This window comes from [Acidovorax] ebreus TPSY (assembly GCF_000022305.1).
Taxonomy (GTDB): Bacteria; Pseudomonadota; Gammaproteobacteria; order Burkholderiales; family Burkholderiaceae_C; genus Diaphorobacter; species Diaphorobacter nitroreducens.
In genome coordinates this window covers 1,862,199-1,886,667 of record NC_011992.1, presented here as the reverse complement: position 1 = coordinate 1,886,667, position 24,469 = coordinate 1,862,199, and the positions used below count along the sequence as shown (strand labels likewise).

The window sequence follows — 24,469 nt, the reverse complement described above, 5'->3', positions numbered from 1 at the left end:
CAGCCGTTTTTTGCAGTCCCGCCCGGTCCGGCCCTCACTGGTAATAAACACATCCCATCCGCAGCGATTCGGTTGTTACCGAATGACACTACCTGAGAAACACCCCTGCGCCGATCCTTTTCAGCGCCTCTCTTGGCCCTCTTTCCTCTCTGACGCATGCATTTGCAGTGCTGTCAGAGCGCCCCCTTCTTCGGCTACCCGCGATGGGAGATGGATGCCGGAGGCCCCCCTGCGGAAACTGGAGCCAGACAAAAAGACGGGCGGCCTCCGGCATTCCTCCTCGGGTCGGGTGCGGTCTTTCTTCTTGTCGATGTAGCCGTGACACCGGTCATAACCCAAGCCACCGGAGGGCGCGGTCTTTTTGACACGTTATAGGAGAGACAGTCATGAAAGTTCTTGCATTTTTTGCGTTGAGTGCCGTCGCGACTGCTGCCATGGCAGTGCAACCGCCCAGCACCATCACCCTGAATGGGCCGTCCGTGCAAATGACCAACTCGGTCGGCACCGCCATCTCCAATACGTCCGGCGCACACAACGAGGCATTGCAAAACATTGCCTCCAACGCCGGCCCCGTGCAGGTCTTTGCTGGGGGCTCGTCTACACAGACCGCCAATTTGGGCCTGGGTGCCGTGACCAACGAAGCCAAGGGTGACGACGCCCTTGCCCGCCAGAACCTCGCCAGCAACAACGGCAAGGTGGAAATCCGCGCTGCGTCCAACCAGACGGTGAACAGCCTGGGTGCCGTGCTGAGCAACCTGGCTGACGGCAGCGATGCGCACGCCACCCAGAACGTCGCCTCCAACTACGGGCATGTGGTGGTAGCGGCAGCTTCCACCCAGACGGCCAACTTCATCGGTGGCAGCGCAGTCAACCAGGCCAAGGGCTCGCACTCGTTCGCGGTGCAGAACATCTCCTCCAATGACGCTTGCGCCGAGGATCCCTGCCCCGGCGGCAACTGCTATCGCCCCAACTGGTGAGTCCGCGAGCGCCAGGCCTACTGAAGGCCTGGCGCTTTTTGTGCAGGTTGCTTGAGGAGATTCGCCATGCTCAGTCGCGCAACACGCTTCCTGGCGCCCGCCACGGCAGCCCTGGCCTTGTGCGCCGCGGCACCCGCCTGGGCCGCGCCGGGAGAAGACCCGGTGGTGCTGGACAAGAAGGTCAATGTGCAGATGCAGCCGTTGCCTTCTGCGCCGCGCTCCGGCTACATCAACCACGACACCGGCCTGCCCGCCTGGCAACAGGCGCGCCTGACTCGTTACGTGGCCAAGGCGTTCTCTGGCGACACCACGGGCATCGTGACCGAAAAGGACGTCGTCAACGCGGTGAACACGCAAGGCTCCAAGGTCGTGTGCTCGCAATCCGTGGGCAGCAACTTCGGCACCGCGGCCTCGGGTGGCACCGGCAAGCCCGGCGCCGACCAGGTGGTGGTGCTGCGAGGGGATCTGGTCAATATCTGCTGGTGACGGCCATCAGCGTGCGGGCGCGGCCGGGCATGCGCCGCGCGCCTGCTCGGCCGCGCCAGAGGGTTGGATAACGCGAAGACGAGAGGGCTTTGCCATGAACACCGCAACCACACTTCCCCGCGGTCCCGGCCGCAACGGCGCCCCACGCCGTGGCGCTGCCTGGCTGATGCTGGCGGGCGCTCTACTGCTCAGCGCCTGCACAACGCCGCTAGACCCCCGCAAGGACGCATCGCTGCAGCAGGCGGCTTATACGACGGACCGCCCCGTCGTGCGCCCGACGCGCTCGGTCTCCAGCTTCTCGGATTCGCTGATGTGCATGGACCACATGCTGCGCGCCGCGCAGGTGCCCACCACGCTCATCACCAGCAAGCAGGTCATCGACTATTCCAGCCGCGTGCCCGTTGCTGCCAAGGACATGATCATCACCTCTCTGTCGCAGATGTCGCGGCTGTCCAACGCCTTCCGCTACGTGGACTATGAGGTGGACATCGTGCGCCAGGATACGGTGCAGAACCTCACCACCATCTTGCTCAACAACAACCTCATGCAACTGCAGCGCCCCGCGCTGTACGTGTCGGGTGCCATTGCGTTCGTGGACCAGAACGTGGCCACCAACCGCTTCGACGCCGGCACCTCCGCCAGCCGCCTGGACACAGGCTACAGCCGCAACCGCTCGGCCACCGTGATCGGGCTGGAGATGCACCTGGGGGACTTTCGCACGCGCACGCTGATTCCCGGACTGGACTCAGCCAATGAGGTGGTCATCGGCAGCGGCAGCCAGGGCCTGGACGTGGCCGGGCGCATCGGCAGCTACGGCGTCAACTTCAACGTGGGGCGCGACTACGCGCTGGGCGCCGGCGGCGCCATGCGCACGCTGATTGACCTGGCCACCATCGAGCTGGTGGGCAAGTGGGCGCGCGTGCCCTACTGGCAGTGCCTGACGCTGGAACAAACGCATCCCGACTTTCAGCGCCAGATGCGCGACTGGTTCGACGAAAGCGGCGGCGTAGGCCAGGCCACGCTGGTGCAGAACTCGCTGATCGCCCAGGGCTACCTGCAGGCGGGCACCGACCTGCTGGCGCTGGACTCGCCTGCGCTGCGCACCGCGCTCACGCAGTTCCAGATCGACAGCCTGCTGGTGCCCACTGGCGTGCTGGACTTCTCCACCTACGAGCGCGCGATGCGCCACTTCGTGACGTTGGCACCCGACGGCTCCCTGCAACGGGTGGGCTGGGGCCCGTCGGGCCCCACCGGCAGCATGGCCGAGAACAAAGGGGATTCCACGCCGGTGCGCACCTCGGGCCTCGTGCTCACCTCCACCACGCCCCCGCCACGGCGCATCGACATGCAGATCGAGAATGCGCTGCCCCCGGGCATGGAGCCTACTTTCGAAGTCGGCGAGCAGGTGTTCGTGTCGGCCACCGTGTCGCGCACCTCACACATGTACTGCTACTTTGCCGACCCCTCGGGCAACGTCATGCGACTCACGCCCAACCAGGTCACGCCGCATTCGCTGGTGGCGGCGAACCAGGCGCTGCGACTGCCCGACTGGCTGGTGCCCAACCCCGCCTTCATCATGGACGCGAGCCGCCCTGGCACCGAGCGCGTGGCCTGCTTTGCCGCCGAAACCGACGTGCTGCCCCGGCTGCCCGCGCCACTGCAAGGCGCAGGGCTGGTCAACATTCCCGGCTACCGCACCATCGAGGACATCGACAAGGCCTTCCAGCAGGGCGTGGGCACCAGTGGCTACGTGAAGTCCGAGGTGTACTGGAAGACCCAACCCAAGAAGGCCCAGCCCTCGGTGGCCGCACCTGCCGCCCCGCAGCCCGCCAAGCGCTGAGGGCGCGGCCCGCCCCACTTCGCCAGGACGCCGCCATGACGCCCCTGCTCCGCCCTTTCGCGCCCCGGGCCGGTGCCGCCCTGCCGCCCGGCGGCAGACGGCTGGCCCTGCCGGCCGTGCTGCTCCTGGCGTGCACGCTGCTGGCTCCGGCCCAAGCGCGCATCGAAGCGCTGCCGCAGCCCGCCATCCAGCCCAGCCAGGGCGGCGGCGACTTCACGCCGCCGGCGGTGCAGCCCACGGCCCCGCTGATCGAGCCATCCGGCTCCTCCAGCGTGCCGCGCATCCAGCCCTCCGGCCAACCTCAGGCCGAACCGTTGCGCCTGCCCCAGCCCGAGGACGAGGCCACCCTGGCGCAGTTGCGCCGGTTGCGCGCCACGGCCCTGGCGCCAGCGCGCAAGGGCAGCGCAGCGGAAAAGGCCGCCGCGCGCAGCGCCTGGGTCCTGGGCTTGCTGTACCTGCACGGCGAGCGTGTGCCCCTGGACCGCACGCAGGCGCGGTACTGGTTCGAGCGCGCCCGCACGCTGGGTGAGCCCCACGCCAGCGCCGGCCTGGCCTGGTGCGAGATCGATGGCTGCGTGGGCCCGCCGCAACCTGCGGCCGCGCGCCCGTGGATCGCCCAGTTGCGTGCGGTGGACGCGCCGCTGGCGCTGCTGCTGGAATGGTGGGCGCAGGAGCGCCTGGCCCCGCTGCCGCCATCCGCCGCCGCACCGCGCGCGCCGGATGCGCCCCCGCAGGAGAACGGACACGCAGCTCTGCTGCAGCGCGCCGCCCAGGCCGGCAGCGCCCAGGCGCTCAACGAACTGGGCCTGCGCCAGATCGCCGCGGCGCGCCTGCCCGATGCGCTGGCACAGTTCCGCGCGGCGGCGCCGCGCTCGCCCGCGGCAGCCTCCAATGCCCGGCTGCTGGCCAGCCGCATGGAGCAGACCATCAGCGCACAGCCCGCCCCACACACGGCCGACGAATGGCTGGCGCAGGCGCGCCGCTACCACCGCGGCGACGGCGTGCCGTCCAATTACACCGAAGCCATCCGCCTGTACCAGATCGCCGCCGCCAGCGGCAGCCGACCCGCCAAGCGCATGCTGGAGCTGATCTACTCCCGCCCCGCGCCCGACGGCACGATCGATGTGGCCTGGATGCGCCAGCTCTCCACCATGGAGCTGTCGCCCGAGGGTTCGGTGCTCACCCTGCAGCCGCCGCCCACACCGCAGCTGTTCGTGCGCGACCCCACGCCGCTGTACGCGCTGATTCCACAGGAATGGCGCTCGGGCCGGCCCGTGGGGCCACGTTGACTATTGTTTTGATAGCTGCCAGCGCTTGTCAAATAAGCGCCAGAGCCCGATTTCTCTTGAAACTCAATGGAAATCGCGGCTGCCGTCCAGCGCCTGCGCCAGGCGGCCCAGCAGCGGCGTGAGGTCCTTGAACCGCTCGCCCACCAGGTGGCGCACGGCCGTGTCCGCACCCGGTGAGCGGGCACACTGCCACACGCCCTCCACCGCCAGCAGGCGCGAGCGCAGCAGCGCGCTGCGCCAGCGCTCCAGCCGCGCGGGCCACACGATCACATTGACCGAGCCCGTCTCGTCCTCCAGCGTGACGAACATCGTGCCGTTGGCCGAGCCCGGCCGCTGGCGCACGGTGACGATGCCGCAGGCACGCACGCGCCGCCCATGGGGCGCCGATTGCAACTGCTGCGCCGTGGCCAGCCGCCAGCGCTGCAGCTTCTCGCGCAGCAGCGCCAGGGGGTGGCGCCGCAGCGTCAGGCCCGTGGCGGCGTAGTCCCACAAGATGTCTTCGCCCTCTGGTGCGGCGGGCAACTGCGGGGCGGCCTCATGCACGGGCGCGTCCTGCAGCAGCGGCGGAGCACGCAGCTGGGCCGCGGCGTCCCACATCTGCTGGCGCCGGTGGCCCGCCAGCGCGCGCAGCGCATCAGCCGCGGCCAGAGCCTGCAGATCCTGCCTGTCCAGCCGCGCGCGCAGGGCCAGGTCTTCGCTGTTGACAAAGGGGCCGCTGCCGCGTGCCTGCACCAGCCGCTCGGCCGCCGCCGCGCCCAACCCCGCCACCAGCCGCAGGCCCAGGCGCACGGCCGGCTGCGCCAAGGACACGCCGGCAACGGGTGCCAGGGGCTCCTCCAGCGTGCAGTCCACGTCGCTCGTCGCCACGTCGATGGGCAGCACGCACACGCCATGGCGGCGCGCGTCCTGCACCAGTTGCGCCGGTGTGTAAAAGCCCAGCGGCTGCGCATTGAGCAGCGCGGCCAGGAAGCACGCAGGCTCGTGCCGCTTGAGCCAGCTGCTGGCGTAGGCCAGCAGCGCAAAGCTGTAGGCATGGCTTTCGGGAAAGCCGTATTCGCCAAAGCCCAGGATCTGCTGGAACAGCCGGTCGGCAAATTCCGGCGGGTAGCCGTTCGCCAACAGACCGTCCTTGAAGGGTTTCTCGAAGCGGTGCACCTCGCCCTTGCGCCGCCAGGCGGCCATGGAGCGGCGCAGCTCGTCGGCCTGGCCCGCGCTGAAGCCCGCGCCGTCGATGGCGATCTGCATCACCTGTTCCTGGAAGATGGGCACGCCCAGCGTGCGCCGCAGGGCGTTGCCGAGCCTCGGGTATTCAATGGGGAACGGCTCCTCGCGCTTCGTGCGCTGCCACTGGCGCCGGCGCTCGCGCGCCTGCAGGTAGGGGTGCACCATGCCGCCCTGGATGGGCCCGGGCCGCACGATCGCCACCTGCACCACCAGGTCATAGAACTCGCGCGGCTGCAGGCGCGGCAGCATGCTCATCTGCGCGCGGCTCTCGATCTGGAACACGCCCACGGTGTCAGCGCGGCAGACCATGTCGTAGGTGGCCGGGTCTTCGGGCGGGATGTCGGCCAGGTCCCATGATTCGCCCCGCAGCGCGGCACGCATTTCCAGGCAGCGGCGCAGCGCGCTGAGCATGCCCAGCGCCAGCACGTCCACCTTCAAGAGGCCCATGGCGTCCAGATCGTCCTTGTCCCACTGGATGATGGAGCGCCCGTCCATGGCGGCCGGCTCCACGGGCACCAGGCGCGTGAGCTTGCCCTCGGTGAGCACGAAGCCGCCCACGTGCTGGCTCAGGTGGCGCGGAAAGCCGCGCAACTGGCGCGCCAGTTGCAGCCACAGCGCGGCCGTGTGCGCGCCCAGCGGCTCGCCCAGGCGCTCGGCCAGCGCCAGCAGGTGCTCCGTGGCCAGCACGTCGTCGAACCAGTGGTGCTCCTTGGCGAACGCATCCACCAGCGCCGGCGCCACACCCAGGGCCTTGCCCACGTCGCGCAGGGCGCTGCGCGTGCGGTAGCTGATGACCACCGCGGTGATCGCGGAGCGATCGCGCCCGTACTTGTCGTAGATGTACTGGATGACGGTCTCGCGCCGGTCGTGCTCGAAGTCCACGTCGATGTCGGGCGGCTCGCTGCGTTCGCGGCTGATGAAGCGCTCGAACAGCAGGCGCGTCTTCTGCGGGTCCACCGCCGTGATGCCCAGGCAATAACACACCGCCGAGTTGGCCGCCGAGCCCCGCCCCTGGCACAGAATGCCCTGGCTGCGCGCATAGCGCACGATGTCGTGCACCGTGAGAAAGTACATCTCGTACCCGCACTCGGCGATCAGCGCCAGCTCCTTCTCGACCTGCGTCACCACCGCTTCTGGCACGCCATCGGGGTAACGGACACGCGCGCCCTCCCAGGTGAGGCAGGCCAGCGTCTGGCTTGCCGTCATGCCGGGCTGCACGGTCTCCAGCGGGTAGCGGTACTTGATCTCGTTCAGGCTGAAGGTGCAGCGCGCCGCCACCTGCAGCGTGGCCGCCAGCAGCGCGGGCGGGTACAGGCCCGCCAGCCGGCTGCGCGGGCGCAGGCGCTTCTCGGCATGCGGCTGCAGCGCGAAGCCGCACGCGGCCACGCTGCGGCCCAGGCGCACGGCGGTCAGTACGTCCTGCAGCGGCTTGGCCGCGCGCGAGTGCATGTGCACGTCACCCGCGGCCACCAGCGGCAGGCCCAGCTGTGCGCCGGCCTGCGTGAGCGTGCGCAGCCACAGGCCGTCGTCCGGTGCGGTGTGCAGCTCTACCGCCAGCCAGCAGTTAGAGGCAAATAGGCCTCTAACGCTTTCCAGACAAGCGCTGACAGCTATTAAATCAGAAGCATCGACAAACGCCTCGCGCCGCGGCGCCAGCAGCACCTCGCAGCCCTGCAGCAGCGCCCAGGGCGACTGGGCATCCACGCGGTAGCCGCCCTTGCCGGCACGCTGGCGCGCGGCGGTGATGAATTCGCACAGGTCGCCCCAGCCCTGCACGTCGCGCGCCAGCGCCACGATGCGCACGTCGCCCCAGCAGAACTCGCTGCCCACGATGAGCGGCAGTCCCAGCGCCTGCGCCGCGCCATGGGCGCGCACCACGCCGGCGACGGAGCATTCGTCGGTCAGCGCCAGGGCGCTGTAGCCCAGTTTGTGCGCGCGCTGCACCAGTTCCTGCGGATGCGAGGCGCCGCGCTGAAAGCTGAAGTTGCTCAGCGCGTGCAGCTCTGCGTAGGCGGGCAGCATCATCCGTACACCCCCTGCAAGAACCAGCCGCCCGTCGCCCGGTCGCGAAAGACCCAGACGGTGCCCGCCGCCGGGTTGTGGGCAATGAAATAGTCGCGCCGCACCAGGGCCGAGCCACCGTCCTGCGCGCCATTGTGTGCACTGACCTGCACATCGCTCTCGTCGTCGTTCAGGTCCGCTGCGGCCTCCCACCAGCCGGTTTCCACGCGCTGCGGCCCGTCCAGCAAGCGCAGCGGCTGGCCGTGCAGGCAAGGCCGGCTGCCGCGCAGGGCCAGCGGCCGCGGAGGCCGCACGAGCCAGGGCGGAAGCAAGGGCGCGAGGGTGCAGTCCTGTGCGGGCGCCGGCGGCGCGGCGCGGGCCGCCAAGGCCGGTTGCCACTGTTGCATGCATTCGGGACGGTGGTCTGCCTGGGACCGCGGCACCCGCAGACTGTCCGCGCCCAGGCGGGCCGAGAGGCGCTCGACGAACTGGTGCCAGGGCTCGCCCTGCCCCGCCCCCGCGTCGCCTGGCTGGGGCGGCAGCAGGTCCGCGCTGGCCTGTGGCATGGGCGCGGTTTGCAGGCTGCGCAGCGCCAGCCGGCTCACGGGCGCGGCCAGGCGCTGGTGCGCCAGGCGCTCGGCCAGCAGGCGGCGCAGGTGCGCCATGCCCTGCAGCGGCTCGGCCGTGCGCAGCGTGAGGCTCTGCCAGGGGGGCAGGTCCACGCCGTCGATACGGCGCAGGTCATGGCGCCAGGCCAGCTCCAGCGCCTGCACGCCCTGGTGGCGCGCGCGCAGCCAGCCCTGCAGTGCATCCAGCAGGCGCTGGCCGGCCCACAGCAGCGCGGGGGCCGATTCGGCCAGCGCGGGCAGTTCCAGCTCCAGCGCGAACTGCTCGGGCAGCGTGATCCAGTCCAGGCCATGCGGTGCGTCGCCCCAAGCGCGGTCCAGCGCCGCCAGGGGTTCGGCGCCGAAGCGCCGCGCCACCCCGGCGCGCGGCAGCGCACGCACGGCGCCCCAGGTGCGGCAGCCCAGCTGCTGCAGCGCCTGGGCATGCGGGCGCAGCGCCGAGAGGGTGGCAACCGGCAGATCGTGCGGCAGCCGCCGCGGCACGGGCCGGCCCTGGCGCTGCAGGCGCAGCAGGGCCAGGGCTTGCAGCGCCGTGGGCGCACTGGCCCAGAGAGACCCGCCCTCCAGGGTTTCGGGCCCGGGGGGCGCGTGGTCACGCAGCAGGCTTTGCAGAGCGGCGCGCCCGCCCCACAGGCGTTCGGTACCGCTCACCTCCAGCAGCAGCGCTTCGTCCACAAGGGCCACGCGCGGCGTGAAGCGCAGCGCCCACCAGCCCTGCGCGGCAGGCGGCAGGCCGATCACGGACCCGGTGGCGGGCCCGGTCGTGGCCTCAATGGGTGGCAAGTGCCAGGCAAGCCAATGCATCCTCCACCTCCTGCGGTGTGCGGCCCCCCATGCCCCAGGCGGCCGCCTGCACCTGGCGGCGCCATTGGGCCTGTGCCTGCAGCGCCGCGGCCAGTACCGGCGTGCGTGCGGGCAGTGCCACGGGCTGCGCCAGCGGCGGGCCGCGCCGCTTGACGACATGGACGTGCAGCTCCTCGCCCTGCGGTTGCAGCCACAGGCGCAGCGGCGCGGGCGATGCCTGCGCGCGCGAGCGCTCGGGGCGCATCACCCACAGCAGTTGGCGGTGCTGCGCGGCCGCCAGCTGCAGCCGCCGCAGCACGGCGGCAGGCACCTGCGGCAGCCAGGCCAGCACGGCGCGCACGTCGCGGCAACGCAGCGCCTGTTCGCAGGCCCATGCCGCGGCCATGTCCGCACGCGGGCTGGGCGGGTGAATGCAGCACAGCCGGTCGGCGGCAAGCCCCAGGGGTTGCAGCGCCGGCAGGAAGGGCTCCAGCGGCGGCGTGACCAGTACCGCGCGTCCCGGGCCTTGCGCCAGGTGCGCGGCCAGGGCCGGCATCACCAGGGTCCACTCGGGATGGGCCTGGGGAGGCAGCAGCAACTCGCTCATGCACCCCAGCGGCCACCCCCCACCGGGCAGTTGCGCATCCAGCGGCGCATGGCCCGTGGCCACCGCCGGCTGCGGCGCGTGCGCCCAGGCATCGCCCTGCCAGACGCCGGGCAGCGCGTTCAGGGAAGAGGAAAGAAAAGCCGCCATGCGAACCGCCGATGAATACTGTTCAAATATACAGTAATCATCGGCGGTTGGCGGCTCCAACCCAGCCGGCGTCAGGGCTTAGCGTCTGATCCGGGGGTGCGTCAGGGAACGAATCTCAGCGCTGCGCCAAGCGCACCGCACAGGCATCGCGCCACTGCACGACCGCCTGGTCGCCCACCTGCGGGCTGTGTTGCAGCGTGAGCCAGCGGCTGTGGGTGGCATCCACGATGCCCTGCAGTTGCCACAGGGCTTCCCGCCCCAGCAGAGCCAGTTCGGCCAAGCCTTGTTCATCGCCCTGCAGGTATTGCAGGGCCTCAGCCTGCTGCTGGGGATGGGAGCCAGCCTCGAACAGGGTTTTTTGCAGCGCGGAAAGCCGCTGCTCCACGAAGGCGCAGGCCTCGGATTCCGCAGCCTCTGGCTGCAGCCCGGCGCGGCGGGTGTCCCAGTCGCCGAAGGCCGTGGACAACTGCTCAATCAGCCGCTCCACATCTGCCGGCGTGACCTGTACATCGGTTTGCACGGCGCGTATCTGCAGCACGGGCAGCAGACAGGCGATGAGCGCTGCGGGGAACTTGCGGTGGTTCAGGCGCAGCGTGAGCGACAGGCGCTGGGCCGCAGCCTCGTTGGCGTATTTCTCGAAGAAGGCGGCCACCACCTCGGCCACCATCAGGATCTGCCCCATGAGCGAGATCTGGTCCCCCTGCAGGCCGCGCGGATAACCGCTGCCATCCATGCATTCATGGTGTTCCAGCACGGCCTGCTCCACCAAGCGCGGAAACATGTTCTGCCCCCGGATGATCAACATGGCCGTGATGGGGTGCGCCATGAGCTGCTGGCGCCCGACGGCCGTCATCTTGTTGGCCGGGTCGTGCCAGACGGGGTCCATGTGCAGCACGCCGATGTCGTGCAGCAGCGCCGCCGTCGCCAGAGGCACGCATTCGCGGTCGCTCCAGCCGCTCTTGATGCCCAGGTACACGGCCGCCAGCATCATGCGCACGCTGTGCTCGAACAGCACCGGATGCTGCTCGCGCATGACGGTGAGCTTGAAGGCCAGCGACGGCGGCAGCAGCAAGGCGCGCACGGGCGCGAGCAGCTTCTCGGCGGTCATGCCCTCCAGCGTGTGCACCAGCAGATAGGCCAGCGTGTCGTGCTCGCACTGCGACGCGGCCAGTTGCACGATGGACTGCACGTTGACCATGTCGTCCATGGCCAGATGCTCGTCGATGCTGCCGCGCAGCTTGTGCTTGACCAAGCGGTCGTAGAGCCGGCTGTCCACGCGCGCGCCCTTGTCCACCAGCTTGATGCCCCGGTCGGTGTAAAGCGCTTCCTGCGTGACCACGGTGCGGCGATCGGCCATGTCGGTGATGGCGCGCAGGTAATGGCTGTCTCCGTCGGCAAAAGCTGCGGGGCTGAGGTCGGGTGCGTTCATGCGCAGACGAAATGTTAAAAAATGTCACGCGCACTATACGGCGCTTTGCCTTGCGCAAAAAGACAAAAAAGCCGGGTGATCCCACCCGGCCCGTAGTTTTGGCCCCGCGCCCCCGCCGTGCATGCGCATGCGGCCTGGCGGTGCCTGCCCTCAGCGCAGCAGCGGCACGCCGGTCTTGGACTGGATGTCCTCGAAGCTCACGCCCGGCGCCAGTTCCACCAGCTTCAGGCCTTCGGGGGTGACGTCCATCACGCCCAGGTCGGTGATGATGCGGTCCACCACGCCCACGCCCGTCAGCGGCAGCGTGCAGGCCGGCAGGATCTTCAGGTCGGTGGTGCCGTCCTTCTTGCGCGCCACATGCTCCATGAGCACGATCACGCGCTTGACACCGGCCACCAGGTCCATGGCGCCGCCCATGCCCTTGACCATCTTGCCGGGGATCATCCAGTTGGCCAGGTCGCCCTTCTCGCTGACCTGCATGGCGCCCAGGATGGACAGGTTGATCTTGCCGCCGCGGATCATCGCGAACGACTGGTCCGAACTGAAGATGGACGAACCGGGGATGGTGGTGACGGTCTGCTTGCCGGCGTTGATGAGGTCGGCATCCACCTTGTCCTCGGTGGGAAAGGCACCGATGCCCAGCATGCCGTTCTCCGACTGCAGCCACACCTCTTTATCGCCGGTGAAGTTGGCCACCAGCGTGGGAATGCCTATCCCTAAGTTGACGTAGAAGCCGTCTTCGAGTTCTTGCGCGGCGCGGGCCGCCATCTGGTCTTGGGTCCACGGCATGGTTCAGGCTCCTGCTTTCTCGGTGATGGTGCGCTTCTCGATGCGCTTCTCGGGGTTCGGGTTGTGCACGATGCGGTGCACGTAGATGCCGGGCAGGTGGATCTGGTCGGGGTCCAGGGCGCCCGTCTCCACCACCTCCTCCACCTCGACGATGCACAGCTTGCCCGCCATGGCGGCGGCCGGGTTGAAGTTGCGTGCCGTCAGGCGGAACTGCAGATTGCCCGACTTGTCGGCCCGCTGCGCCTTGACCAGCGAAACCTGCGGCACCAGCGAGCGTTCCATCACGTAGGTCTCGCCGTCGAACTCGCGCAGCTCCTTGCCCTCGGCCACGATGGTGCCCACACCGGTTTTGGTGAAGAAGGCCGGGATGCCCGCGCCGCCGGCGCGCAGCTTCTCGGCCAGCGTGCCCTGCGGGGTGAACTCCAGCTCCAGCTCGCCCGCGAGGTACTGGCGCTCGAACTCCTTGTTCTCGCCCACGTAGGAGCTGATCATCTTCTTGATCTGGCGCGTCTCCAGCAGCTTGCCCAGGCCGAAGCCGTCAACGCCCGCGTTGTTGGAAATCACCGTGAGGTCCTTCACGCCGCTGGCCTGCAGCGCATCGATCAAGGCCTCTGGAATGCCGCACAGGCCGAAACCGCCAACGGCCATCAGCTGGCCATCGGCCACGACGCCCTTGAGCGCTTCGGCCGCCGAGGGGTAAAGCTTGTTCACTACAGTCTCCTGGTTTGCTGGGTGGATACGCTACGATACTACGTAGTTTTTTAAGTAGTTTTCCCTAAAGACTTGCACCACTATGAATGTTGCCGACTACCGCTTGGCCTTCGAGATGGCACCCGTGGGCCTGGTGATTTCGCGCAACCGCACCATGGTGGATTGCAACCGACATGTGTGCGAGATATTCGGCGCCTCGCGCGAACTGCTCATCGGCCAGTCGTTCCAGATCCTCTACCCCAGCCCGGACGAATATGAGCGGCTGGGCGCACGCATGGCGCCCATCCTGAACGCACGCGGCCACTATGCCGACAACCGCATCATGAAGCGCGCCAACGGCGAAACCTTCTGGTGCCACGTGTCCGGTCGCGCGCTGGATCGCAACGATCCGCACGCCTCGGGCATCTGGAGCTTCGAGGACCTGAGCGCGCAGCGCCCCGTGCGCGCCGAGCTGACGGCGCGCGAACGCGAGGTGGCCGCGCGGCTGCTGGACGGCATGACCTCCAAGGAGATCGGCCGCGCGCTGGACATCAGCCACCGCACGGTGGAGATCTACCGCGCGCGGCTCATGCGCAAGTACGGCGCGTCCACGGCCGCGGACCTGGTGCAGAAGCTGTTGGCGGGATAAGTCATCAAAAAAGTGAGCTGTTGGCGCTTGCTAATCAAGCAGTTCAAGGCGTTTATTGCCTGAAATCCAATCGCAGCAAGCGCTGCCAGCTATGGTTTTTGAAGCCGCCGTCGCGCCGGTCAGTGCAGTTTGAGCCGCCCCGACACGCGTTGCTGCAGCAGCCGCGCCAGCGCCAGCACCGCCGTCTTGCCTAGACCCAGGATGGCGCGGTGGTGCATCAAGTGCAGCGACATGTACATCCACTTGGCGATCAGCCCTTCCACGAAGAAGTTGCGCCCCGCCAGGCCGCCCATCAGGTTGCCCACGCCCTTGTTCTCGCCCAGCGACACGAGTGAGCCGAAGTCGCGGTAGACGAAGGGCTGCGTCACCTCGCGCTCGCGCAGCAGCGCCAGCAGCACGCGCGCCAGGTAGTCGGCCTGCTGGTGCGCGGCCTGCGCGCGTGCCGGCACCATGCGCCCGCCCTCCCACACGCAGGCCGCGCAGTCGCCCAGGGCCAGCACGTCAGGGGCCGAGGTGCGCAGCCGCTCGTCCACCACGAACTGGTTGAGCCGGTTCACTTCCAGGCCCAGCGCGGCGTTGGCGTCCGCGGCCTTGATGCCCGCGGCCCAGACCATCATCTCGGCCGCGATCTCTCCGGCCGAGGTGACCAGCACGCCCGGACGCAGCTCCAGCACACGTGTGCCCGTCATCACCCGCACCTGCTTGCGGCGCAGGGCCACGGCGGCCTGGGCAGAGATGCGCTCGGGCAGGCCGCCCAGAATGCGGTCGCCCGCCTCCACCAGCGTCACGTCCAGCCGAAAACGCTGGCTGCTGCCCAGGCTCTCCAGCAGTTCGGCATGGGCTTCCAGCAGCTCGGCGGACAGCTCCACCCCCGTGGCGCCCGCGCCCACGATGGCGATGGACAGGGCGCGCTTGTCCGTGAACGATGCCCGCGCGCAGGCGCTCAGCCAGTCGGCATGAAAGCGCTGCGCATCGCGCACGTTTTCCAGCAGATAGGCGTGTTCGATGCCCGGCGTGCCAAAGGCGTTGGAGCCGCTGCCCAGCGCCAGCACCAAACGCGTGAAGCTCAGCGTGCGCGCGGGCACCACCTCCTCGCCATGTGCATTGCGCTGAGGGGCCAGGGCGATGGTCTTGCGCGCGGCGTCCAGCCCGGCCAGTTCGCCCATGGTGAAGCTGAAATGGTTGCGCCGTGCGAGCACGGGGTACGACAGACCCTCCTGATGGGCGTCTAGCGTCCCGGCCGCGACTTCGTGCAGCGTGGGCTTCCAGATGTGGAACGCAAAGCGGTCCACCAGCAGCACCCGCTCACGCCCTTGGCGCGGCCCCAGCGCGCGGCCCAGGCGCGCAGCCAGTTCCAGGCCGCCGGCCCCACCCCCCACGATCACGATGTCGTAATGCATGTCAAACCTTCTTCCAGGTTACCGCTCTACAGTGTAGGCAAGCCTGCGCCTATTGCCGCGTTGCGGAAATTCAATGGGTTTTGGCTTGCCCTTTAAATAGATTAGAACAATAATTCTTCAAAACAAATAGTTCGTATCTATTTAACCCTGTAGCAGTCCAGAAAGGAGCTCTCCCATGACCCATCGCCTCACTACCGCCGCCGGCGCACCCGTGGCCAATAACCAGGATTCGCTGACCGCGGGCCCGCGCGGCCCCATGCTCCTGCAAGACCTGTGGCACCTGGAAAAGCTCGCCCACTTCCACCGCGAGGTGATCCCCGAGCGGCGCATGCACGCCAAGGGCTCGGGCGCCTTCGGCACTTTCACGGTGACCGGCGACATCACCCGCTACACCCGCGCCAAGGTGTTCTCGGCGATCGGTAAGCAGACCGAGCTGTTCGCGCGCTTTTCCACGGTGGCTGGCGAGCGCGGCGCGGCCGACGCCGAGCGCGACATCCGCGGCTTCGCCGTGAAGATGTACACCGAGGAAGGCAACTGGGATCTGGTGGGCAACAACACGCCGGTGTTCTTCTTCCGCGACCCGCTCAAGTTTCCCGACCTGAACAAGGCCGTCAAGCGCGACCCCTACACCAACATGCGCAGCGCCGAGAGCAACTGGGACTTCTGGACCGGCCTGCCCGAGGCGCTGCACCAGATCACCATCGTGATGAGCGACCGCGGCATTCCGCGCGGCTACCGCCACATGCACGGTTTTGGCTCGCACACCTACAGCCTCATCAACCACGCGGGCGAGCGCCACTACGTGAAGTTCCACTGGGTCTGCCAGCAGGGCATCGAGAACCTGTCCGACCAGGAGGCCGCCGCCGTGGTCGCCCATGACCGCGAAAGCAGCCAGCGCGACCTGCTGCAAGCCATCGACCGCGGCGACTTTCCGAAGTGGAAGCTGTGCGTGCAGATCATGACCGAGGAAGAGGCGCAGACCTACCGCTTCCACCCCTTCGACCTGACCAAAGTGTGGAGCAAGAAGGACTTCCCGCTGATCGAAGTCGGCGTGATGGAGCTCAACCGCAACCCCGACAACTACTACGCCGACGTGGAGCAGGCCTCGTTCGCGCCCAGCAACCTGGTGCCCGGCATCGGCCCGTCGCCCGACCGCATGCTGCAGTCGCGCCTGTTCTCGTACGCCGACGCCGCGCGCTACCGCCTGGGTGTGAACCACCACCAGATCCCGGTGAACGCCGCGCGCTGCCCGGTCAATATCTACCACCGCGACGGCGCCATGCGTGTGGACGGCAATGCCGGCCGCACCATTGCGTACGAACCCAACACCCAGGGTGCGTGGCAGGAGCAGCCCGCGTACGCCGAACCGGTGGAAAAGCTCTACGGTGACGCCAGCCGCTGGAACTACCGCGAGGACGACGATGACTACTTCACCCAGCCCGGCGACCTGTTCCGCCTGATGACGCCCGAGAAACAGCGCCTGCTGTGCGAAAACACCGCGCGCAACATCAACGGCGTGTCGCAGCACATCATTGACCGCCACATCGCGCACTGCACCCAGGCCGACCCGGCCTACGGCGCCGGCGTGAAGGCTGCCCTGGAAGCCGTGCGCGCCGGCACGCTGTAATAAGCACCGCCGCCGCCCTGCCCAGGCCCGCACCCGGGCCAAGCATCAAAATACCGCCCAGCCCTTACCTGACAAGCGCTGGGCGCTTCTGTTTTTGACAAGCTCGATGCCCTCCTGCACCCACCTGCCCCGCCGGCCCGTATGCCCCCGCTGCCAGCGCCCCGCCGCAGCCTGCATCTGCGCCGCCGTGCGGCCCGTGGCGCACCAAGTGCAGGTACTGATCCTCATGCACCCGCTGGAGCAGCACCAAGCCAAGGGCACGGCACGGCTGCTGCACCTGTGCCTGCCGGGCAGCCGCATCGTGGTGGGCGAGACGTTCGATGCCGCCGCGCTGGCGCAGGAAATCAACGCCCCCTGGGTTGATGGCGACCGGCAGGCACCGCGCCGCGCAGTGCTGTTGTACCCGCCCACGCCGCCCGACCCGCAGCACCCCATGCTGCCCGCACCGCCGCTGTCGACCGACTGGCTGGCAGCGCCCGAACGGCTGCGCCTGGTGGTGCTGGACGGTACCTGGCGCAAGAGCCGCAGGATGCTGTGGGCCAACCCTGCGTTGCAGGCCCTGCCGCGCCTGGCCCTGCAGCAGGTACCGCCCACGCGTTACGCCGTGCGCAAGGCGCACGCGCCGCACCAGCTCAGCACGCTGGAGGCCGCGCAGTGCGCACTGCAGCAACTGGAACCCGCCAACCCGCACATCGCCGCACTGGGTCAGGCCATGGACGCATTGATGGCGCTGCTGTGCTCGCGCGAAGGTGCAGCACGCTCGGCTATGCTCGGACCAGACCTTTCATAAAAAATCGGAGACACCCATGGCCGAACGCTATCCCTTCCCCGACCTGAACACATTGCCCGAGGACATCCGCGCCCGCATCCTGGAGGTGCAGGAAAAGGCCGGGTTCATCCCCAACGTGTTCCTGGCGTTCGCCCGCCGCCCGGCCGAATGGCGCGCGTTCTTCGCCTACCACGATGCGCTGATGCTGAAGGAAGAAGGCAGCCTCACCAAGGGCGAGCGCGAGATGATCGTCACCACCACCAGCGCCGCCAACCAGTGCCTGTACTGCGTGGTGGCACACGGGGCCATCCTGCGCATCTACGAGAAGAAGCCGCTGGTGGCCGACCAGGTAGCGGTGAACCACCGCAAGGCCGACATTCCGCCGCGCCAGAAGGCCATGCTCGACTTCGCCATGAAGGTCTGCCAGCGCGCGCACGAGATCGAGGACGCCGACTTCGAGGCGCTGTACCCCCACGGCTTTGACGATGAAGACATCTGGGACATCGCCGCCATCACCGCGTTCTTCGGCCTGTCCAACCGCATGGCCAGCTTTGCCGGCATGCAGCCCAATCCCGAGTTCTACCTGATGGGCCGCCTGCCGCGCGAGAAGAAGGCCTGAGCGCCAAGATGCTCTTAAAAAAATAGCTGCTCGCGCTTTATAGATAAGCGTTGGCGGCTGTTTTTATTTGGATGCCAACACGGTGCTCCGGCAGCCGCTGAAGGCATCCAGCGGGCGCTGGTAGGAAGGCGACTGCACGTCCAGCAGGCCCAGCACGGTGTGGTAGAGGTTGTCGTGCGTCAACGGCGCATCGCCGCTGGCGCGCAGGCAGTCGGCCGCTAACCCGTCACGGCGCATGAAGGAGGTGTCCATCCACGCCACCATGGGCACGTGCTTTTGCATGTCGGGCGCCACGCCGTAGGGCATGCCGTGCAGGAACAACCCGTACTCGCCCAGCGACTCGCCATGGTCGCTCAGGTACAGCAGAGCCGTGTCGTACTTGGCGCTCTGGCCACGCAGCCAGTCGATGGTCTTGCCCAGGAAGGCGTCCGTTGCGGCGATGGAGTTGTCGTAGGCGTTCACCAGTTCGCCGTGGGTGCAGTCGGCCAGCACTTCCGTGCGGCATTCGGGTATGAAGCGCTTGCCTGCATCGGCCGAACGCTTGTAGTAGGCCGGCCCATGGCTGCCCATCTGGTGCAGCACCAGCAGCACGCCGCGCTCGCGCTGCGCCGCAGGCAAGGCGGCCAGGCGCGCATCCAGGTTGTGCAGCATGGCCTCGTCGCGGCATTCTCCGCCATCGCACAACTGCTTGCGCGCCTCGGCATCCAGGCCTTCGGCGGCCGATGCGTGCGGCACGCGGTCGCACACGCCCTTGCAGCCGGACTGGTTGTCCAGCCACAGCACGCCCATACCCGCGGCCTGCGCCACGTCCAGCAGGTTCTCGTAGTCGTTGTCACGCGACTCGAATGCACTCTTGCCCAGTGGCGAGAACATGCAAGGCAGCGACGCCAGCGTGCTGGTGCCGCACGAGCGCACTTCGCGCCAGCTCATCACGTTGCGTTTGGTCAGTTCCGGCGTGGTGTCGCGGCCATAGCCGTTGATGCCGAAATGGTCCGCGCGCGCCGTCTCGCCCACCACCAGCACGAACAGCGTGGGCCGCGCCCCGGCCGCATAGCTGGCGCCCAGCGCGGCGCCCTGGGTCATCGGCACCAGCGTGCGGCTGCGCGCGAACACCGGTCGCAGGGCCGACACGGAGGTGGAGTACAGACTGGCCAAGGGGTTCATCAGGTAGCGCAGGTGCGGGTGGTTGCGCATCAGCGGCGCCAGGTCCCGCGACATGGCCGCCACCGTGCCGGCGGCCAGGCCCAGCGCCAGCACCAGCAGCGCCAGGTTGCGGCCCACCTGGCGCAGCGGCCGCATGGCGGGAATACGCACACGCAGCAACCACCAGGAGGGAAGCGCCGCGACGGCCAGCACCGCAGCCAGCATGCGCAGGCTCAGCAGGTCGGCCACCTCGCGCGCATCCGTCTGCAACACGTTGGCGGCCATGCTGGGGTCCATGACCACGCTGTAGGTCAGCATGTAGTACTGCGACAGCGCGGCCACCATGACCACCATCCACCACAGCAGCTTCATGCCGCGCGTCCAGGCGGTGAACGCCAAAATGGCCACCGTGCCGCACGCCGTCAGCACGGCCAAGGCAGCCGCTGAACGCAGGTACAGGCTGGGCGCGCCGCCAATGCGCGTGATCTGCAGCCACAGCGGCCAGTTGGCCGCCAGTACCAAGTACAGCGACAGGCGCACCACCACCTGCTGCGCCGACAGCGGGGTGGTCATCCAGCCATCCAGCCGGCGCAACGCACCACGCAAGAGGCCTTCGTCGGCAGGGCTGGAAGATGACACAAGCGGCACGGAGGCCGAGGAGGCAGAGGCAATGGAGGCGCGCGAAGACATGCCGCCATCGTGGAACCTGCCACTGAAGCCAAGCTGAAGACGCCGCTCAGGCTTCGTTCAGCTTTGTATCTGCCGCAACTCCCAGGCGCACGTGCAGCTGCGCCAGACTTTCCCACGCAAGGCCCACGGTCCAGCAGGTCCAGGCGGACCACAGAGTGTGGCTCATGAAATGTGCACCGCGCATCTGCTGGACCCAGCCCAGTGCCAGCCCAGCCATCAGAGCGCCGGGCAGCCAGAGGCGCGCCACGTTCGGCGCCGCGCGGCGCAGTACGAACCAGCCCGCTACAAAACCAAACGCGGCCGAGGCATGCCCTGCAGGGAAGCAGTGCCCCGGCCCCAGGTCGCGCACGCCCCACACCCAGTGCGAGACGTACTGCGCCACCCCGCCGAACTCGGCCAGATCCCAGGGACAGCTGGTGGTGTTCAGGCGCTTGAACACCGAAACCGCCAGCATCGCACCGATGACGGACAGCACCAGTTGCGCGCGCTGCGCCGGCGCCATGACGCGCAGGAATCCCCAGGGCCGCCACACCCCCACCGCCAGTGCGGCCAGCAGCACGCCGCTGGCATAGCGCGGACCCTCATGCGTCAGCAGGGCAAAGGTATGGTGGTCACGCCAGGCAAAGCCCTGCGCCCCCCCAAACAGGCGGGCCAATGGCAGATCCAGGCCCGAAGCGTCCCACAAGACGAGCAACAGGAAAAGCAACAACGTCACCGCATACAGGCGGCGCAAATTCCAGAAGGGCATGGCAAAGGATGGCGGCACAACACCGCCATGGGCAGAAAACGGCACCCCGTCAGGCTACGCCCGCGGCCTGAATGCACCATGAACACCAGACCGCCCGCAGCGCCCTACACTTTCGGCCTCACCCACCTTAGAGAAATCTGCATGCGCGTGCTGCTGGTAGAAGACGACGAAGCCCTGTCCGAGGCCGTGTGCGGCTATCTGCGCGCCAAGGCCTTCGTGGTCGATGCCGTTCCCAGCCTGGCGCAGGCCGGCGCCGCCCTGCGCGCGGCCCAGTACGCCGCGGTACTGCTGGACCTGCACCTGGCCGACGGGGATGGCCTGAGCCTGCTGCCGCAGATCCGTGCCCTCAAGGACCGGCCCATCGTCATCGTGCTGACGGCGCGCGACCAGGTCAGCGACCGCATCGCCGGCCTGGACGCTGGAGCGGACGACTACCTCGTCAAGCCCTACGACCCCGGTGAACTGCTGGCCCGCCTGCGCGCAGTGGAACGCCGCCGCAACGCCGCCTATGTACCGGTATTGGCGCTGGGCGACCTGCAGATCGACCTGTCGCGTGAGCAGGTGCGTCGCGCCGGGGTGCCGATCGCGCTCACGCAGAAGGAATGGGCGCTGCTGCGCGTGATGGCAACCCGCCCCGAGCGCATCCACACGCGCGAAAGCCTGCAGGACGCGCTGTATGGCTTTGACGACGAGGCCGACAGCAACACGCTGGAGGTGTTCATCAGCCGGCTGCGGCGCAAGCTGGGGCGCGAACATATCGAGACCCTGCGCGGGTTGGGCTACCGCCTCGTGCACCGTCCTGACGAAGGCGCAACGGCATGAGGACACACCGCGGGCCATTGCGCACGCAGACCCTTGCGGGGCGACTGACGCGCAGCCTGATCCTCTGGGTGGGCGGCGTGTGGCTGCTGTGCGTGCTGGGCGTGGTGTGGTACACGGACCGCGAGATCAGTTACAACTTCGACAGCGAATTGGTCGAGGTCTCACACCGTTTCTTCGATATTGCCCTGGACCACCTGGACGCGGCCGGCCCGCGCGACGCGACCGAGGGGCCGCTGGTCCTGCCCTCTCCGGGATCGTTTGCCGATGCCGACCTGCTCTACCAGATCGTCGCGCCCGACACGCGCGTGCTGGCGCGGTCGGCCGAGGCCCAGCCCGAGCAGTTCGACGTACCGCTGGCGCCGGGCTTCGAGAACACGCACGGATGGCGTGTCTACACCCTGTCGCACCCCACTCGCCCTCTCTTCATGCAGGTGGCCGACCCGCTGCACGAGCGGCGCGAGGCGGTGAACCGCACCCTGGTCGGCCTGGGCATCGTCATGGTGGCTATGCTGCCCCTGCTGGCGCTGCTGTTGCGGCGCATCGCACGGCGTGAATTGCAGGTGCTGGACGCTCTCACGCACGAAATCAGCCTGCGCGACGGGCAGCAGCTCACCCCGATCGCCCTGCCCGGCCTGCCGCGCGAACTGCGCAGCGTGGAAGACCATGTGAACCGGTTGCTGGACCGCCTGTCCCGCGCGTTGGACGTGGAACGCGCCCTGGCCGCCAACGCTGCGCACGAACTGCGCACCCCGCTCACCGCGGCCCGCCTGCGGTTACAGACCGCGCTGGAACATGGCCTGCACCGTGACGACGTGCAGGCCGCCATCGCCGCGCTGCAAACGCTGAGCCGCCGCACCGAAAAGCTGCTGCAGCTGTCGCGCGCCGAGTCCAGTGCTCCCTATACCCGGGAGCCCGTGGACCTGGCCCAACTGGCCACCACGGTGGCGCAGGAGTTTTGGCAGGATGATCGCGCCGCCGACCGGCTGGATCTGGTAACCGCTTACGAAGGGCCCGCTCCCGTAGCGCGGGGCGATTTCGACGCGCTGGCCATTGCCCTGCGCAACCTGCTGGAGAACGCACTGAGCTATGCCGGCGACAGCGCGGTGGAACTCATCGTGGGCCCCGGCTGCGCTATCGCCGTGCGCGACCACGGCCCGGGTGTGAGCAGCGACCGCCTGCAGACCCTGCAGCAGCGCCATGTGCGCCAGAGCGCGGACCGCACGGGGTATGGGCTGGGTCTGTCCATCGTCGCGACCATTGCGGCCAAGCACGATGCCCAGCTACAACTCACGTCACCCCTGGCTGGCGAGACTGGAGGGTTCGAGGCGCGGCTGTTGCTGACGCCCAGGTAAGCCAGCCGTTGCCCTTACGCCAGCGCCAGGCCCCGGGGGCCCGCCGGGGTGTGCGGTGGTATCCAGGATCAGGCCTGCGGTGCCGGCAACGCGACTGCCGAGGAATCAACGCGAAAGACCCCTACGGCCTGGGCCACTTGCGCCGCCTGGCCCTGCAGCGATTGCGTCGCAGCGGTGGCCTCTTCGACGAGCGCGGCATTCTGCTGCGTCGCCTGGTCCATGTGCGCCACCGCGATATTCACCTGCTCGATGCCCGAGCTCTGTTCACGGCTTGCCGCACTGATTTCGCCCACCAGCGCGCTCACCTGGTCAACGCTGCGAATGATGTCCTGGATGGATGTGCCGGCCTTCGCCACGAGTTGGTTACCCGCCTCGACGGTATCGACCGAACGTCCGATCAAGTCCTTGATTTCCTTCGCCGCTTCGGACGAGCGGCCGGCCAATGAGCGCACTTCGGAGGCCACCACGGCAAACCCCCGCCCCTGCTCGCCGGCCCGTGCCGCTTCGACCGCCGCGTTGAGCGCAAGGATGTTGGTCTGGAAGGCAATGGAGTCGATCACGCCAATGATGTCCACGATCTTGCGCGACGACGCGTCGATAGCGCGCATGGTCTGCATCACATCGTCCATCACCTGGCCGCCCTGCTGTGCCTGGTCTGCCGCCGTGCGCGCCAGCTGGTTGGCTTGATGGGCGTTGTCGGCGTTCTGACGCACCGTCGACGTCAGCTCTTCCAGGGAAGCAGCCGTTTCCTCCAATGAACTGGCCTGCTGTTCCGTGCGCCGGGACAGGTCCATGTTGCCTGCGGCAATCTCTGCCGACGCGCCCGCGATGCTGTCGGCGCCCTGGCGCACTTCGCCCACGATGGTACGCAAACGGTCGGTCATGGCTTGCAGCGCTTGCAACAGCTGGGCACCTTCGTCCCGGCCGCTGGAGTGCACGGCATGCGTGAGGTCTCCTGCGGCGACCACCTGCGTTGCTTGGACAGCGCGGGCCAACGGCGCAGTGATGCTGTGGGTAAGAATCCAGGCCACGCCGATGCCCGCCACCAGGACCACCAGCCCGATGCCGCCCATCAGCCAGGAGCTTGCGGTAGCGCTGCTGTCGATGTCTTGCCCGGTGCGATCGATACTGGCCCGCTGGAAGTCGCGCAGCGCCGCCAGGCTTTCCAGATAGCCACGGGAGGCAGGAACGAACTGGCGCTCGAACAGGGTGGTCACCTGCTCTGCCTGCCCGCCCTTCTTGGCGGCGATGATGGAGTCACGGGCCTGGATGTATGCCTGACGGTGTCCGCTGAGAGTGTCAAAGAGGGCTTGCTCTTCGCTGCCGGAAATGAGCTTGACGAACTGGGCCTGCCGTTCGTTGGTTTCCTTGCTCGACGCGGCGTTCTCTGCGGCGAACAACTCCGTCAGCGAGTCGTCGCTGCTGCGCGCGACAGCAGTGGCACGTTGGATGCTGGCGCGAATCACTCCGTACCAGTCGGTCACCAGCCGTTCCTTCTGGAGCGGCACAGAAAGGATTTGCCGCGTGCTCCCGGCCACCCCCTGCAACTGCCACACCCCCACTGTGAGCATGAGCATCGCAAACAGGATGAGCAGGCCAAACCCAGCCGTCAGGCGGGTGCCGATACGAAAGTTTTCCATATGTCCCTCGGAACGTGAACGGCTGACTTACCGTCTGTGAAGCAAGCACGAGAAGGAAAAACCGCCAAATGTAAATAAGTGTGACTTTATTCGGAAGTGGCTGGTAACAAGCATCTCCCGCA

Annotated in this window: 20 protein-coding genes; 10 read left to right on the top strand and 10 right to left on the bottom strand. The window is 68.1% G+C overall.

Features of this window, described 5'->3' with window-relative positions:
* The first annotated feature begins 386 nt into the window (after positions 1-386).
* The 4 genes from DTPSY_RS08895 to DTPSY_RS08880 all read left to right on the top strand — a co-directional run bounded on the left by DTPSY_RS08895 (position 387) and on the right by DTPSY_RS08880 (position 4,592).
* The gene (locus DTPSY_RS08895; RefSeq protein ID WP_011805219.1) at positions 387-977 is read left to right on the top strand and encodes a hypothetical protein; all 591 of its coding nucleotides are present in this window, start codon (positions 387-389) and stop codon (positions 975-977) included.
* A gap of 66 nt (positions 978-1,043) precedes the next feature.
* The gene (locus tag DTPSY_RS08890) at positions 1,044-1,463 is read left to right on the top strand and encodes a hypothetical protein (protein WP_011805218.1); all 420 of its coding nucleotides are present in this window, start codon (positions 1,044-1,046) and stop codon (positions 1,461-1,463) included.
* A 94-nt stretch (positions 1,464-1,557) separates the two neighbouring features.
* On the top strand, positions 1,558-3,303 hold the full coding sequence (locus DTPSY_RS08885; protein WP_015913301.1) for a DUF4384 domain-containing protein: 1,746 nt from the start codon (positions 1,558-1,560) through the stop codon (positions 3,301-3,303).
* 35 nt (positions 3,304-3,338) lie between these two features.
* Positions 3,339-4,592 carry an SEL1-like repeat protein gene (locus DTPSY_RS08880; RefSeq protein WP_015913300.1) on the top strand — a complete coding sequence of 418 codons (1,254 nt, stop codon included), beginning with the start codon at positions 3,339-3,341 and terminating at the stop codon, positions 4,590-4,592.
* Between the two features lie 63 nt (positions 4,593-4,655).
* Here the strand turns inward: DTPSY_RS08880 and DTPSY_RS08875 are convergent, their stop codons facing one another.
* The 6 genes from DTPSY_RS08875 to DTPSY_RS08850 form a co-directional block, all read right to left on the bottom strand.
* A complete protein-coding gene (locus tag DTPSY_RS08875) occupies positions 4,656-7,841 on the bottom strand; it encodes an error-prone DNA polymerase (protein ID WP_015913299.1) in 3,186 nt (1,061 codons plus the stop codon).
* Positions 7,838-9,247: a Y-family DNA polymerase gene (locus tag DTPSY_RS08870; protein ID WP_015913298.1), complete on the bottom strand. Its 1,410-nt coding sequence runs from the start codon at positions 9,245-9,247 to the stop codon at positions 7,838-7,840. The genes DTPSY_RS08875 and DTPSY_RS08870 overlap by 4 nt, the downstream gene beginning before the upstream one ends.
* Positions 9,213-9,980: a translesion DNA synthesis-associated protein ImuA gene (gene imuA / locus DTPSY_RS08865; RefSeq protein ID WP_015913297.1), complete on the bottom strand. Its 768-nt coding sequence runs from the start codon at positions 9,978-9,980 to the stop codon at positions 9,213-9,215. Before imuA ends, DTPSY_RS08870 begins: the two co-directional genes overlap by 35 nt.
* Positions 9,981-10,095: 115 nt before the next feature.
* Positions 10,096-11,409 carry an HD-GYP domain-containing protein gene (locus DTPSY_RS08860; protein WP_015913296.1) on the bottom strand — a complete coding sequence of 438 codons (1,314 nt, stop codon included), beginning with the start codon at positions 11,407-11,409 and terminating at the stop codon, positions 10,096-10,098.
* A 150-nt stretch (positions 11,410-11,559) separates the two neighbouring features.
* Positions 11,560-12,198: a 3-oxoacid CoA-transferase subunit B gene (locus DTPSY_RS08855; RefSeq protein ID WP_011805210.1), complete on the bottom strand. Its 639-nt coding sequence runs from the start codon at positions 12,196-12,198 to the stop codon at positions 11,560-11,562.
* Positions 12,199-12,201: 3 nt separating this feature from the next.
* Entirely contained in the window at positions 12,202-12,909 is a 708-nt protein-coding gene (locus DTPSY_RS08850) for a CoA transferase subunit A (RefSeq protein ID WP_011805209.1), read from the bottom strand.
* An 82-nt stretch (positions 12,910-12,991) separates the two neighbouring features.
* Between DTPSY_RS08850 and DTPSY_RS08845 the strand changes: the two genes are divergently transcribed.
* Entirely contained in the window at positions 12,992-13,537 is a 546-nt protein-coding gene (locus tag DTPSY_RS08845; protein ID WP_011805208.1) for a PAS and helix-turn-helix domain-containing protein, read from the top strand.
* 119 nt (positions 13,538-13,656) lie between these two features.
* Here the strand turns inward: DTPSY_RS08845 and DTPSY_RS08840 are convergent, their stop codons facing one another.
* On the bottom strand, positions 13,657-14,937 hold the full coding sequence (locus DTPSY_RS08840; protein ID WP_015913295.1) for an NAD(P)/FAD-dependent oxidoreductase: 1,281 nt from the start codon (positions 14,935-14,937) through the stop codon (positions 13,657-13,659).
* A gap of 175 nt (positions 14,938-15,112) precedes the next feature.
* Here DTPSY_RS08840 and DTPSY_RS08835 point away from each other — a divergent pair, with 175 nt between their 5' ends.
* The 3 genes from DTPSY_RS08835 to DTPSY_RS08825 all read left to right on the top strand — a co-directional run bounded on the left by DTPSY_RS08835 (position 15,113) and on the right by DTPSY_RS08825 (position 17,952).
* A complete protein-coding gene (locus tag DTPSY_RS08835) occupies positions 15,113-16,564 on the top strand; it encodes a catalase (RefSeq protein ID WP_015913294.1) in 1,452 nt (483 codons plus the stop codon).
* A gap of 106 nt (positions 16,565-16,670) precedes the next feature.
* Positions 16,671-17,354: a tRNA-uridine aminocarboxypropyltransferase gene (locus tag DTPSY_RS08830; protein WP_015913293.1), complete on the top strand. Its 684-nt coding sequence runs from the start codon at positions 16,671-16,673 to the stop codon at positions 17,352-17,354.
* Between the two features lie 16 nt (positions 17,355-17,370).
* Complete coding sequence (locus DTPSY_RS08825) at positions 17,371-17,952, top strand: peroxidase-related enzyme (protein WP_015913292.1); 582 nt, start codon at positions 17,371-17,373, stop codon at positions 17,950-17,952.
* Positions 17,953-18,015: 63 nt separating this feature from the next.
* Here the strand turns inward: DTPSY_RS08825 and DTPSY_RS08820 are convergent, their stop codons facing one another.
* Together DTPSY_RS08820 and DTPSY_RS08815 are read right to left on the bottom strand one after the other, a co-directional pair.
* Positions 18,016-19,668, bottom strand: a complete 1,653-nt coding sequence (locus DTPSY_RS08820) for a phosphoethanolamine transferase (RefSeq protein ID WP_015913291.1) — start codon at positions 19,666-19,668, stop codon at positions 18,016-18,018.
* A 163-nt stretch (positions 19,669-19,831) separates the two neighbouring features.
* Positions 19,832-20,533: a phosphatase PAP2 family protein gene (locus DTPSY_RS08815; protein WP_015913290.1), complete on the bottom strand. Its 702-nt coding sequence runs from the start codon at positions 20,531-20,533 to the stop codon at positions 19,832-19,834.
* Between the two features lie 141 nt (positions 20,534-20,674).
* Here DTPSY_RS08815 and DTPSY_RS08810 point away from each other — a divergent pair, with 141 nt between their 5' ends.
* Complete coding sequence (locus tag DTPSY_RS08810) at positions 20,675-21,355, top strand: response regulator (RefSeq protein WP_011805201.1); 681 nt, start codon at positions 20,675-20,677, stop codon at positions 21,353-21,355.
* Positions 21,352-22,707 (top strand): sensor histidine kinase, encoded by a 1,356-nt coding sequence (locus DTPSY_RS08805; RefSeq protein ID WP_015913289.1) that lies wholly within the window; start codon positions 21,352-21,354, stop codon positions 22,705-22,707. The genes DTPSY_RS08810 and DTPSY_RS08805 overlap by 4 nt, the downstream gene beginning before the upstream one ends.
* Positions 22,708-22,775: 68 nt before the next feature.
* On the opposite strand, the gene DTPSY_RS08800 is transcribed toward DTPSY_RS08805, so the two are convergent.
* Positions 22,776-24,347, bottom strand: a complete 1,572-nt coding sequence (locus DTPSY_RS08800; RefSeq protein ID WP_015913288.1) for a methyl-accepting chemotaxis protein — start codon at positions 24,345-24,347, stop codon at positions 22,776-22,778.
* Positions 24,348-24,469 lie beyond the last annotated feature (122 nt).

Bases quoted from the DNA above. Each gene is read 5' to 3' on its own strand.
- DTPSY_RS08885 (WP_015913301.1), top strand. From the start codon at position 1,558: ATGAACACCGCAACCACACTTCCCCGCGGTCCCGGCCGCAACGGCGCC.
- DTPSY_RS08845 (WP_011805208.1), top strand. From the start codon at position 12,992: ATGAATGTTGCCGACTACCGCTTGGCCTTCGAGATGGCACCCGTGGGC.
- DTPSY_RS08840 (WP_015913295.1), bottom strand. From the start codon at position 14,937: ATGCATTACGACATCGTGATCGTGGGGGGTGGGGCCGGCGGCCTGGAA.
- DTPSY_RS08800 (WP_015913288.1), bottom strand. From the start codon at position 24,347: ATGGAAAACTTTCGTATCGGCACCCGCCTGACGGCTGGGTTTGGCCTG.
- imuA (WP_015913297.1), bottom strand. From the start codon at position 9,980: ATGGCGGCTTTTCTTTCCTCTTCCCTGAACGCGCTGCCCGGCGTCTGG.
- DTPSY_RS08855 (WP_011805210.1), bottom strand. From the start codon at position 12,198: ATGCCGTGGACCCAAGACCAGATGGCGGCCCGCGCCGCGCAAGAACTC.
- DTPSY_RS08810 (WP_011805201.1), top strand. From the start codon at position 20,675: ATGCGCGTGCTGCTGGTAGAAGACGACGAAGCCCTGTCCGAGGCCGTG.
- DTPSY_RS08815 (WP_015913290.1), bottom strand. From the start codon at position 20,533: ATGCCCTTCTGGAATTTGCGCCGCCTGTATGCGGTGACGTTGTTGCTT.
- DTPSY_RS08830 (WP_015913293.1), top strand. From the start codon at position 16,671: ATGCCCTCCTGCACCCACCTGCCCCGCCGGCCCGTATGCCCCCGCTGC.
- DTPSY_RS08895 (WP_011805219.1), top strand. From the start codon at position 387: ATGAAAGTTCTTGCATTTTTTGCGTTGAGTGCCGTCGCGACTGCTGCC.
- DTPSY_RS08820 (WP_015913291.1), bottom strand. From the start codon at position 19,668: ATGACCACCCCGCTGTCGGCGCAGCAGGTGGTGGTGCGCCTGTCGCTG.
- DTPSY_RS08825 (WP_015913292.1), top strand. From the start codon at position 17,371: ATGGCCGAACGCTATCCCTTCCCCGACCTGAACACATTGCCCGAGGAC.
- DTPSY_RS08880 (WP_015913300.1), top strand. From the start codon at position 3,339: ATGACGCCCCTGCTCCGCCCTTTCGCGCCCCGGGCCGGTGCCGCCCTG.
- DTPSY_RS08860 (WP_015913296.1), bottom strand. From the start codon at position 11,409: ATGAACGCACCCGACCTCAGCCCCGCAGCTTTTGCCGACGGAGACAGC.
- DTPSY_RS08875 (WP_015913299.1), bottom strand. From the start codon at position 7,841: ATGATGCTGCCCGCCTACGCAGAGCTGCACGCGCTGAGCAACTTCAGC.
- DTPSY_RS08805 (WP_015913289.1), top strand. From the start codon at position 21,352: ATGAGGACACACCGCGGGCCATTGCGCACGCAGACCCTTGCGGGGCGA.
- DTPSY_RS08870 (WP_015913298.1), bottom strand. From the start codon at position 9,247: ATGCATTGGCTTGCCTGGCACTTGCCACCCATTGAGGCCACGACCGGG.
- DTPSY_RS08835 (WP_015913294.1), top strand. From the start codon at position 15,113: ATGACCCATCGCCTCACTACCGCCGCCGGCGCACCCGTGGCCAATAAC.
- DTPSY_RS08890 (WP_011805218.1), top strand. From the start codon at position 1,044: ATGCTCAGTCGCGCAACACGCTTCCTGGCGCCCGCCACGGCAGCCCTG.